7 protein-coding genes and 1 tRNA gene are annotated in these 10945 nt (G+C 61.0%); 2 read left to right on the top strand and 6 right to left on the bottom strand.

The annotated features are described in order from the left end of the window. Positions 1-36: 36 nt before the first annotated feature. On the bottom strand, positions 37-942 hold the full coding sequence (locus GOQ28_RS15860; RefSeq protein ID WP_160357149.1) for a LysR substrate-binding domain-containing protein: 906 nt from the start codon (positions 940-942) through the stop codon (positions 37-39). 135 nt (positions 943-1077) lie between these two features. On the opposite strand from GOQ28_RS15860, the gene GOQ28_RS15855 reads away from it, so the two are divergent. After that, complete coding sequence (locus tag GOQ28_RS15855) at positions 1078-4572, top strand: indolepyruvate ferredoxin oxidoreductase family protein (protein ID WP_160357148.1); 3495 nt, start codon at positions 1078-1080, stop codon at positions 4570-4572. 46 nt (positions 4573-4618) lie between these two features. On the opposite strand, the gene GOQ28_RS15850 is transcribed toward GOQ28_RS15855, so the two are convergent. The 5 genes from GOQ28_RS15850 to dapC are packed head-to-tail and all read right to left on the bottom strand — an operon-like array spanning position 4619 to position 10653. Continuing rightward, the gene (locus tag GOQ28_RS15850) at positions 4619-6574 is read right to left on the bottom strand and encodes an ATP-binding cassette domain-containing protein (protein ID WP_336603787.1); all 1956 of its coding nucleotides are present in this window, start codon (positions 6572-6574) and stop codon (positions 4619-4621) included. Then, positions 6571-7461, bottom strand: a complete 891-nt coding sequence (gene prmB, locus GOQ28_RS15845; protein WP_160349667.1) for a 50S ribosomal protein L3 N(5)-glutamine methyltransferase — start codon at positions 7459-7461, stop codon at positions 6571-6573. The genes GOQ28_RS15850 and prmB overlap by 4 nt, the downstream gene beginning before the upstream one ends. 6 nt (positions 7462-7467) lie before the next feature. Further along, entirely contained in the window at positions 7468-8607 is a 1140-nt protein-coding gene (dapE, locus tag GOQ28_RS15840; RefSeq protein ID WP_160349666.1) for a succinyl-diaminopimelate desuccinylase, read from the bottom strand. Continuing rightward, on the bottom strand, positions 8607-9428 hold the full coding sequence (dapD, locus tag GOQ28_RS15835; protein WP_160349665.1) for a 2,3,4,5-tetrahydropyridine-2,6-dicarboxylate N-succinyltransferase: 822 nt from the start codon (positions 9426-9428) through the stop codon (positions 8607-8609). Before dapD ends, dapE begins: the two co-directional genes overlap by 1 nt. 28 nt (positions 9429-9456) lie before the next feature. Next, positions 9457-10653, bottom strand: a complete 1197-nt coding sequence (gene dapC, locus GOQ28_RS15830) for a succinyldiaminopimelate transaminase (RefSeq protein WP_160349664.1) — start codon at positions 10651-10653, stop codon at positions 9457-9459. A gap of 44 nt (positions 10654-10697) precedes the next feature. Between dapC and GOQ28_RS15825 the strand changes: the two genes are divergently transcribed. Continuing rightward, positions 10698-10784 (top strand) — tRNA-Leu (locus GOQ28_RS15825). The last annotated feature ends 161 nt before the right edge of the window (positions 10785-10945 follow it).

Raw genomic sequence — 10945 nt, 5'->3', positions numbered from 1 at the left:
GCTGGCTGCGGTGCACACCCGCTCTCCAGCACCAATTCAGCCGCCCACGGCGTGAATCATAAAATCCCGAAATGCGCTGGCGGGCCGCGCCATGGCGGCCCTGGGGTGCCAGAGCAGCCCGGCCTCCATCGGCGGCACGGCATCGGCCAGCGGCACCGCTTCGATCTTTTTACCCTCTAGCGACCACGGTCGATAAATCATGTCGGACAGGATCGTCACGCCGAAGCCGTGCGCGACCAGTCCTCGCAGCGCCTCCATGGATCGCGTGCGAAAGGCAATGTCCGGTTGCAGGTCATGCGCTTGCCAGTACGCCAGAGTAGAGCTTTCTCCCTCGTCCATATCCAACAAGATATAAGGCAGCTTCGCCACATCGGCCAGCGTCGGTGACGAAAGCGTCAGGATCGGGTGATTGGCGGCGGTCCAGAGTTGACGCCGTGACCTGACCAGCACCTGCCTGTGTAACGGCAGCGCCTCTACGGCATTCGACAGCAAGGCTACGCCCAGTTCAACATCGCCACTCAGGATCGCGGTCTCGATCTCCGGGCGATCCATATCTACCAGATCCAACACGATGTCCGGGTAACGCCGCCGAAATCGCGCGAGCAACTCGGGCAGAAAGTAGCCCAACACCGTATACGACGCCGCGATCCGCACCGATCCGCGTAACGTGTAGCGTTGAAATCCCGGCTCGCGCAACGCCTCGTGCAGCGCATCAAGAATATCGCGCGCGCGCTGCAGAAAATGATGCCCGTCGGGTGTCAGTGTGACCCCATGCGGGTGACGATCAAATAGCCGCACGCCCAATCGCGACTCCAGCGCCAGAATCGCATTCGTGATCGCCGACTGCGAGACGTGCTCATCGGTTGCCGCCATCGATAGACGGCCAGTGCGTGCAGCGGCAATGAAATAGCGCAACTGGCGCAGGGTGACGTCTTTGGACATGGCAAATTGCCCACAGCGGGGAAAAAATGGGGTATTAAATTTTCAGATACCAGATAACAGAATATATCAATATACGATATCGAATGCTCTTCCTACACTGAATTGAAAGACCACAGACAGGCAGGAGGAGACACAATGAATGCCCCATTGCCCCACCATGTCACGCTGGATGACAAGTACACGCAGCATAGCGGTCGAGTCTATTTGAGCGGCGTTCAGGCTCTGGTTCGCCTGCCCATGCTGCAACGCGAACGGGACCAAGCGGCCGGCCTGAACACGGGTGGCTACATCTCGGGCTATCGGGGGTCCCCCTTGGCCGGCCTCGATCTGGCCCTGTGGAAAGCGAAATCGCATCTGCAGTCGCACGGTGTCGTGTTTCAGCCGGGCTTGAATGAGGACCTTGCCGCAACTGCAGTCTGGGGGTCGCAACAGGTCAATCTGTTTCCGGGCGCCGCGCGCGATGGCGTCTTTGGCATGTGGTACGCGAAAGGCCCGGGCATCGACCGTTCGATCGATGTGTTGAAACATGCGAATTCCGCCGGTACCTCGCCTCATGGTGGCGTCCTGCTGCTCGCGGGCGACGATCATGCGGCGAAATCGTCGTCGGTGGCTCACCAGTCTGAGCATGTGTTGATCGCCGCGGGTATTCCCGTTCTGTATCCCTCCAACGTGCAGGAGTACCTGGACTATGGCTTGCACGGGTGGGCCATGAGCCGCTATAGCGGACTGTGGGTGGCAATGAAATGCGTCACCGACGTGGTCGAATCCAGTGCGTCCGTGGAGGTGGATGCGCAGCGTGTCAATGTGGTGCTCCCCGAGACGACACTGCCGCTGGGCGGCCTGAACATACGTTGGCCGGACAGCCCGCTGGCCCAGGAAGCGCGTCTGCTCAATGACAAGTGGTATGCGGCCATCGATTACGTCCGTGCCAACAAACTCAACCAAGTCGTGCTGGACGCGCCCAATGCGACGTTTGGCATCATGACGGCTGGCAAGTCCTATCTGGATGTGCGTCAGGCTCTCAACGACTTGGGCCTGGATGAAGACGCCTGTCGCGTCGCGGGCATCCGGCTGATCAAGATCGGCTGTATCTGGCCGTTGGATGCGCTGGCGGCACGCGCCTTTGCCACGGGTTTAAAAGAAATTCTGGTCGTCGAGGAAAAGCGACAGCTGTTGGAATATGCGCTCAAGGAGGAGCTCTACAACTGGCGCGACGATGTGCGTCCGCGCGTATACGGCAAATTCGACGAGCGCGACAATGGCGGCGGCGAGTGGTCGCAACCGCGTGGCAATTGGCTCTTGCCCGCGCAGCATGAATTGTCGCCCGCCATCATTGCGCGCGCGATTGCCACGCGCCTTGATAAAACGGCGTTGCCCGAAGCGCTGCGCGCGCGTATCGCCGCGCGTATGGCCATTATCGAGGCCAAGGAACGCGAGGCGTCGCGGCCTATCCTGGTCGAAGAGCGCCAGCCTTGGTTTTGCTCCGGCTGCCCGCATAACACCTCCACCCGCGTGCCCGAAGGCTCGCGCGCCGTGGCCGGGATCGGCTGCCACTATATGGCGATCTGGATGAACCGACGTACCGAGACATTCAGCCATATGGGCGGCGAGGGTGTGGCGTGGCTGGGGCAAAAGGACTTTACGAGCGAGCGGCATATCTTTGCCAACCTGGGCGATGGCACGTACTTTCATTCCGGGATATTGGCTATCCGTGCCGCTGTCGCCGCGCAAGCACCCATCACCTACAAGATCCTTTACAACGATGCGGTCGCCATGACGGGCGGGCAGCCCGTGGATGGCACATTGACCGTGCCAAACATTGCCGCCCAAGTACTCGCTGAAGGCGTCAAACGCGTGGTGGTTGTCACCGACGAGCCCGAGAAGTATCACGGCGCGCTCACGTTGCCGTCGGCGGTCGCCGTCTACCACCGCGATCGGCTGGATGCTGTACAACGCGAACTGCGCGACATCCCCGGGGTGACTGTGCTGATCTACGATCAGACCTGCGCCACGGAAAAGCGTCGGCGGCGCAAGCGGGGTGAATATCCCGATCCGGCAGTTCGTGCATTCATCAACGAGGCTGTCTGCGAAGGCTGCGGCGATTGCTCGGTGCAATCAAACTGCCTGTCGGTAGAGCCGGTGGAAACACCGATGGGCACGAAGCGGCGCATCAATCAATCGTCATGCAATAAAGACTTCTCGTGCGTCAAGGGTTTCTGCCCGAGCTTTGTGACGGCCGAGGGCGCGGCGGTGCGCAAGGCGCGCGTGGCGCATGTGGGGCAGCCCCGTACCGATATTCCCGAACCCGTGGTTCCCCTGTTGCAACCGGGGCAGGCGCATCGCCTGATCGTGGCGGGTGTTGGCGGAACAGGGGTGGTGACGATAGGTGCGCTGTTAGGTGTGGCCGCGCATATCGAAGGCAAGGGCGTGACGGTGCTGGATATGGCTGGGCTCGCGCAAAAGGGCGGCGCAGTACTCAGCCATGTGCAGTTGGCCTCCCTGCCCCAGGACATCCAGGCCACACGCGTGGCGCTTGGAGAAGCAGATCTCGTGATAGGGTGCGATGCCCTTGTCGCCGCGTCGCCGGAGGTGTTGTCGCGTTTACGCCCCGATGGAGGGCGCGCTGTGGTCAACAGCACGGCAGCGCCCACGGCATCGCTGATCTCTCGCCCGGGCTGGACGTTTCCGGGTGCGCAAGCGGAGGCGGCCCTGCGTCGAAGCACCACCGGGTCGTGCGATTTTGTCGAAGCCGGGCCACTGGCGGAATCGCTGCTAGGTGACAGCATTTATGCCAATCCGTTCCTGCTCGGATATGCCTGGCAAAAAGGCACTATCCCGTTATCACGCGACGCCCTGCGCGAAGCCATACGTCTGAACGATGTCGCGGTGGAAAAGAACCTCGCCGCATTTGAGTTTGGAAGGCAGGCCGCACACGATGGCGTTGAATCCGTCGGTGCAAATTCGACTGTGCCCGTGTTGCCCGAAAGCCTGGATAGGCTCATTGATCGCTTAGCCCAGCATCTGCGGGCGTATCAGGACGAACGCTACGCGCAGCGCTATATCGATGCTGTCACCGCCTTGCGCGAGCGGGAATCGCGTCTACCGGGCGAGCCCAGGGTCACACGCGCCGTGGCGAGGAATCTTGCCAAGCTCATGGCCTACAAGGACGAATACGAAGTTGCGCGTCTGCATCTCGACCCATCGTTCAAACGCCGGTTGCAAGAGCAGTTCGAGGGCGAGCCGGGTAAAGACTATCGCGTGATCTATCATCTGGCTCCGCCGTTGTTTGCGGGGGGCAAGAAGCGACCCTTTGGGCCCTGGGTGGAATGGGTATTCCGAGCGCTCGCACCCATGAAGCGATTGCGTGGCACGCCTTTGGATGTGTTTGGCCATACAGCCGAACGACGCATGGAGCGCGCGCTGGTGCAGGAGTATGTCGAATTCGTAGCCGAGCTCGCTCGCAGTCTGGAGGAGTACAACCGCGATGTGGCCATTGAGCTTGCGGAGCTGCCAGATACCATCCGTGGCTACGGACCTGTGAAAGCGGCTCATGTCGAAGCCGCCGCGCCGCGCCGCGTCGAGTTACTGCGCAAATATCGGGATCGCGTCGCGGTGGCACATGCGGCTTGACAAGGCAACCAGACAGAGAGGCGGCGGTGATTCCACCGCCGCGCGTCTACGTTGTCCCCTGATCAATTGCTTCAAGCTCAGTCTGGATTTCCAGCCATTGCTCTTCCAGTGATTCCATGCGTTTGCCGAGTTCACCGTGTTCGGTCATCACTTGCTGGCGCTCGGTGCGCCGCGCGTCGCTATAGAGGTCGCTGTCGGCAATCAACTCATCCAGCACCAGCAAACGCGCGCGCAGCTTGTCCATTTCAGTTTCGACCTTGGTGAGCTTGGACTGTAGCGGTTTGCGCAAGGTGGCGAGACGCTGGCGCTGTTCGGCCTCCAGGCGACGCTGCGTTTTACGATCGACGTTCGCCGTATCGGCCTGAGCCGACGAGGAAGATTCCGCGCGCGCTTGTTCACGGGCCTCGGCGCGCGATTCTGCGTTACGGGCGTTAAGCCAGTCGCGGTAGTCTTCCAGATCGCCGTCGAATTCCTGCACACGGCCATCGGCGACAATCCAGAAACTGTCGACCGTGGTGCGCAGCAGATGCCGGTCGTGCGACACGAGCAGCATGCTGCCGGAAAACTCCGCCAGCGCGGCCGCCAACGCCTCGCGCGTTTCCACATCCAAGTGGTTGCTCGGTTCGTCCAGCAGCAATAGGTTTGGCTTTTGCCACACGATCAGCGACAACGCCAGCCGAGCCTTTTCGCCACCCGACATGGGCCCGACCTTGCTATTGACCGTATCGCCGGAAAATCCAAATCCGCCCAGATAATTGCGCAGCTCTTGCTCTCGTGCATCCGGGGCAAGTCGCGCCAGGTGCGCGAGCGGCGTGCTGTCCAGGTCCAGCATGTCGAGCTGGTGCTGGTGAAAGTAGCCAATCGCCAGCCCTTTAGAGGCGCGACGTTCACCCGCTTGAACGGGGATCTCTTCGGCCAGCGTCTTGATCAGCGTACTCTTGCCCGCGCCATTGGCGCCCAGTACGCCCACGCGCGCGCCCGCGCGCACCATCAGCTTCACATCTTTTAAGATGGAGACTGCGTGGCCATCCGCATGGGTATACCCCGCGGCCACGTTTTCAAGCACCAACAGCGGATCGGGTGTGTGCTCGGGCGAGGGTATGCGTATGTCAATGCCCGATTCGGCATGCAAAGGCGCAAGCGTTTCCATGCGGGCCAAGGCCTTTACACGGCTTTGTGCTTGTTTAGCCTTGGACGCTTTAGCCTTGAAACGATCGATGAAGCTCTGCAGGCGCGCGGCTTCGCGTGTTTGTCGCTCATGCGCGATGCTGGCTTGTCGCAGACGCTCCGCGCGCTGCGTCAGGAAATCCTGATAGCCACCGCGATAACGCACCAGCTTGCCATGATCAAAGTGCAAGATGATGCGCGCGACCGCATCCAGGAACTCGGTATCGTGCGAGATCAGCAACACTGTGCCCGGATACGCGGCCAGCCACTTTTCCAGCCACAGCATCGCGTCCAGATCCAAGTGGTTGGTCGGTTCGTCCAGCAGCAGCAACTCGGAGGGTGCCATCAGCGCGCGCGCTAGCGCCAGGCGCATGCGCCAGCCACCCGAGAAACTCGCAACGGGCTTCATCCACTCGTCGGGAGCGAAGCCCAGGCCGGCGAGAAGTTGTTCCGCGCGCGAATTCGCGCTCCATACGCCAGCCTCGGCCAGAGCCGCTTCTAATTCGGCAATGCGTGTGCCTTGGTCATCATGCACGGTGGCACGCTCGGCCTGCAACTCGCGCAGATGCGTATCGCCATCGATGACGAACTCACGGGCAGGGCGGTCATCGGCCGCGATCTCCTGCTGCACGCTGGCGATGCGCCAGCCGGCCGGCACGTCCAGCGACCCCGCGTCCTGATCGAGGGCCCCCGTCAATAACGCAAACAACGTGGACTTGCCCGCGCCGTTCTTGCCGACAAACCCCACGCGTTCGCCAGGGTTCACCACGAATTCAGCGCCATCAAGTAGCACCTTGGTGCCACGGCGCAGGGTCAATCCAGAAGCACGTATCACAACTGCTCGCGGGTCAATAGCAAAATTTGGTCCGAGGCTTCCTCGGTGTCCAGCCAGACAGGCTCGAGTTCAGGGAACGCCGCCTCGAAATGGTCGCGTTCGTGACCGATCTCAAGGACCAGCACGCCTTGCGGAGCCAAGTATCGGGGCGCGGCTTCCAGGATGCGTCGCACCAGGTCCATGCCATCGGTTCCGCCCGCTAGCGCGAGCTCAGGCTCGTGACGATACTCCTGGGGCAGTTCGTCCATCGACTGGCTGTTCACATAGGGCGGATTGCACACGATGACGTCATACGCGGCCGCTGGCAGCGCGTCGAACAAATTGCTGTGAAGCAGGCTCAGACGATCCTGCAAACCATACTCGTCAACGTTGCGTTGCGCGACTTCCAGCGCATCAGGCGAAACATCTACCGCATCGACCTGCGCATTGGGAAAGGCCAACGCAGTCAGAATCGCCAGGCAGCCGGATCCCGTACACATATCCAGTGCGCGCGTGACTTCGAACGGATCACGCACCCAGGGCGACAACCCCTGATCCAAAAGCTCGGCAATCGGCGAGCGCGGCACGATCACGCGTTGATCGACATAAAAACGATGACCTCTCAGCCATGCCTCTTGCGTCAAATACGCGGCGGGCAGGCGTTCCGTCACCCGGCGATCCAGCAGCTGCAGGACATGCGCGCGCTCCTCTGCCGTGACCCGCGCATCCAGAAACGGGTCCAACGTATCGGGAGGCAAATGCAGGCCATGCAGCACCAGATACACGGCCTCATCATAGGCGTTGTCGGAACCGTGACCCAGGGCGACGCCTGCTGCGTTAAAGCGCGAGACGCCATAACGAATCAGGTCGCGCAGCGTCTGCAACTCATGGCGATCAGATGAAGACATAGCGCCTCACTGTGCCAGCAGCAGGTTTTCCAACGTGCGCCGGTAAATATTCTTCAAGGGATCCAGGCTATCGAGCGCGATGCACTCGTTGACCTTGTGGATCGTCGCATTGCAAGGACCGAACTCGATGACTTGCGGGCAGATCTTGGCGATAAACCGACCGTCCGAGGTGCCGCCGGTGGTGGACAGCTCTGCCTTCAGACCCGTTTCGCTCTCGATGGCAGCCGTCAGCGCATCCGTCAACGATCCACGCGGGGTGAGGAACGGCTCGCCGCCCAGTTCCCATTGCAAGTCATATTCGAGACCATGACGATCCAGCACTTCATGAACACGTGCCTTCAACGATTCTGGCGTGCTCGCGGTCGAAAAGCGGAAGTTGAACAGCGCCACCGCTTCGCCCGGCACGACGTTGGTCGCACCCGTGCCGGCATTCAAATTAGAGACTTGGAACGTCGTGGGCGGGAAATACTCATTGCCTTTATCCCATTCGATGTTCACGATCTCGGCCAGCGCCGGCGCCAGTTGGTGTACCGGGTTGCGCGCCAGATGCGGATACGCTACGTGGCCTTGAATGCCCTTCACCGTCAGCTTGCCAGACAGCGACCCGCGACGGCCGTTCTTGCACACGTCGCCTAATTTGTCGGTCGAGGTCGGTTCGCCCACGATGCAATAGTCCAGCTTTTCCCCACGGGCCTTCAATGCCTCGCATACGATCACCGTGCCGTCGATGGCGGGGCCTTCTTCGTCAGAGGTGATCAGCAAGGCAATCGAGCCCGCATGTTGCGGGTGCGCCGCCACGAGTTCTTCACACGCCACCACAAAGGCGGCGATAGAGGACTTCATGTCGGCGGCCCCGCGGCCGTACAGATACCCGTCCCGCTCCGTGGGCACGAACGGGTCGCTTTCCCACTTCTCGCGCGGGCCCGGCGGCACCACGTCCGTGTGGCCGGCAAAGACCACGAGCGGACCTTCGGTACCGCGACGCGCCCACAGGTTCGTCACGCCGCCTTGCGCGATCGTTTCGCATTGAAAGCCAATGCGCGACAGACGGTCAGCCAGCAATTGTTGGCAATCCTCGTCCACCGGCGTGACAGAGGGACGGGCGATCAGGTCCTTGACCAGATCCAGTACGGCAGATTGACTCATTAAGCTCTCAGCAGATCGTTGATGCTCGTCTTGGCGCGGGTTTGTGCGTCAACACGCTTGACGATGACGGCGCAGTACAGGCTGTGCGAACCGTCTTCCGAAGGCAGCGATCCCGGCACCACGACCGAGCCCGAGGGCACGCGACCGTAGGTGATCTTGCCGGTGGCGCGATCGTAAATCTTGGTGCTTTGCGACAGGTACACGCCCATGGCCAGCACGGAGTTTTCTTCAACGACCACGCCTTCGACGATTTCGGAGCGCGCGCCGATGAAGCAGTTGTCTTCGATGATGGTCGGGTTGGCTTGCAGAGGCTCGAGCACGCCACCGATGCCAACGCCACCGGACAGGTGAACGTTCTTGCCGATCTGGGCGCACGAACCGACGGTCGCCCAGGTATCAACCATCGTGCCTTCGTCAACGTAGGCGCCGATGTTTACGTACGACGGCATCAACACCACGTTCTTTGCGATGAACGCGCCGCGACGAGCCACGGCCGGCGGCACCACGCGATAACCACCGGCTTGGAAAGCAGTGTTGCCGAATTCGGCGAACTTGGTGGGAACCTTGTCGTAGAACGTCAGGGGGCCTTCGCCCATGACGGCGTTATCTTGCAGGCGGAACGACAGCAGCACGGCTTTCTTGATCCACTGATGCACGATCCATTCGCCGGTGGACTTGTCGGCCACGCGCAGGCGGCCCGTGTCCAGGGCAGCAATCGTCTGCTCGACCGCTTCGCGGACTTCAGCGCTCGCATCGGCGGGCGACAGGTTGGCCCGGTCTTCCCAGGCTTGTTCAATAGTGGTTTGCAGGTCGAGAGTCATGACGCTTTATCTACGTTAAAAAGGTTGATCAAACTGAGGTCTGGACAAAATGCGCGATGCGCTCGGCCGCCTCGACGCATAGCGCCAAAGGGGCCACCAGCGCAATGCGCACGCGGCCCACGCCGGGATTCACACCGTGCGCCTCGCGGCCTAGGAAACTGCCGGGCAGTACGGTAACACCAGTGCGAGCATATAGGTCGCGCGCGAAAGCCGTATCGGAGCCCGGGGTAGGGACCCACAGATAGAAAGAGGCCTGCGGCATGCGCACGTCCAGCACGCGTTGCAGGACGGGGACCACGGCTTCGAACTTCGCCCGATATTGTCGGCGATTATCGGCCACGTGCGCTTCGTCCGTCCAGGCAGCGACGCTTGCCGCGGCGATCACCGGGCTCATGGCGCTGCCATGATAGGTGCGATAGAGCAGAAACTTGGCGATCAGTTTGGCATCGCCCGCCACGAAGCCGGAACGCATGCCGGGGACGTTGGAGCGTTTTGACAGGCTGGAGAACGCCACCAGATTCGCGTAATCGTTGCGGCCCAAGCGTCGCGCCGCTTGCATGCCGCCCAGAGGCGGATTGCCTTCATCGAAGTAAATCTCCGAATAGCATTCATCCGATGCGATGACGAACCCATAGCGATCGGAGAGCTCGAACAACACTCGCCATTCGTCCAGCGTCATGACGTTGCCCGCGGGATTGCCGGGCGAGCACACGAATACCAGTCGCGTGCGGCTCCAAACTTCGGCCGGTACGCTTTCCCAGTCGCATCCGAAATCGCGCGCGGGGTCGGCGTTGACGTAGTAGGGCGTCGCACCCGCGAGCAAGGCGGCGCCTTCATAGATTTGATAGAACGGATTCGGACACACCACCAGTCCGCCGATATCCGGGTCCACCACGGTCTGGGTAAAGGCGAATAACGCCTCGCGCGATCCCAACACCGGCAGCACCTCACGGTCCGCGTCGGGAGCGGGGATGCTGTAGCGCTGGGCGAGCCATTGCGCGATGGCTTGGCGCAACGACGCCTCGCCCTTGGTGGCGGGATAGACCGACAACCCGTTCAGCGCGTTGCATAACGCTTCCCCCACGCGAGCCGGCGCCGCGTGTTTGGGCTCGCCGATCGACAAGTTGATCGGTGCCAATCCCTGCGGCGCGGAGCCAGCCTCGGCCAGCAAAGCCCTTAATTTTTCAAAGGGATACGGGTGCAGTAAATTTAGTCGCGAATTCATATGCAAGATTTTAGCAAGCAAGCTACAATAGCGGGCTTGGTACCGCGAAGGTGGCGAAATTGGTAGACGCACCAGGTTTAGGTCCTGACGCCGTAACAGGTGTGGGGGTTCGAGTCCCCCCCTTCGCACCAAGACTTCTTTTTCCGTTGACTCCATATAATAAAAATCTTTTAGATCAACGGCTTAGGGCTCTAGGCTCTACCCCATAAACGGGGGATGACCGTTCATCAGACCCGGTTAATCACACCGTTCCAACCGCACTGAGCCAAGACTCTCATGCGGTAATTCTCAA

It is taken from the genome of Bordetella sp. 02P26C-1, from assembly GCF_009763255.1.
In the GTDB taxonomy this organism is placed as follows: domain Bacteria; phylum Pseudomonadota; class Gammaproteobacteria; order Burkholderiales; family Burkholderiaceae_B; genus Bordetella_A.
The sequence above is the reverse complement of the archived record's forward strand: the minus strand, read 5'-3'. Positions and strand labels throughout refer to the sequence as shown.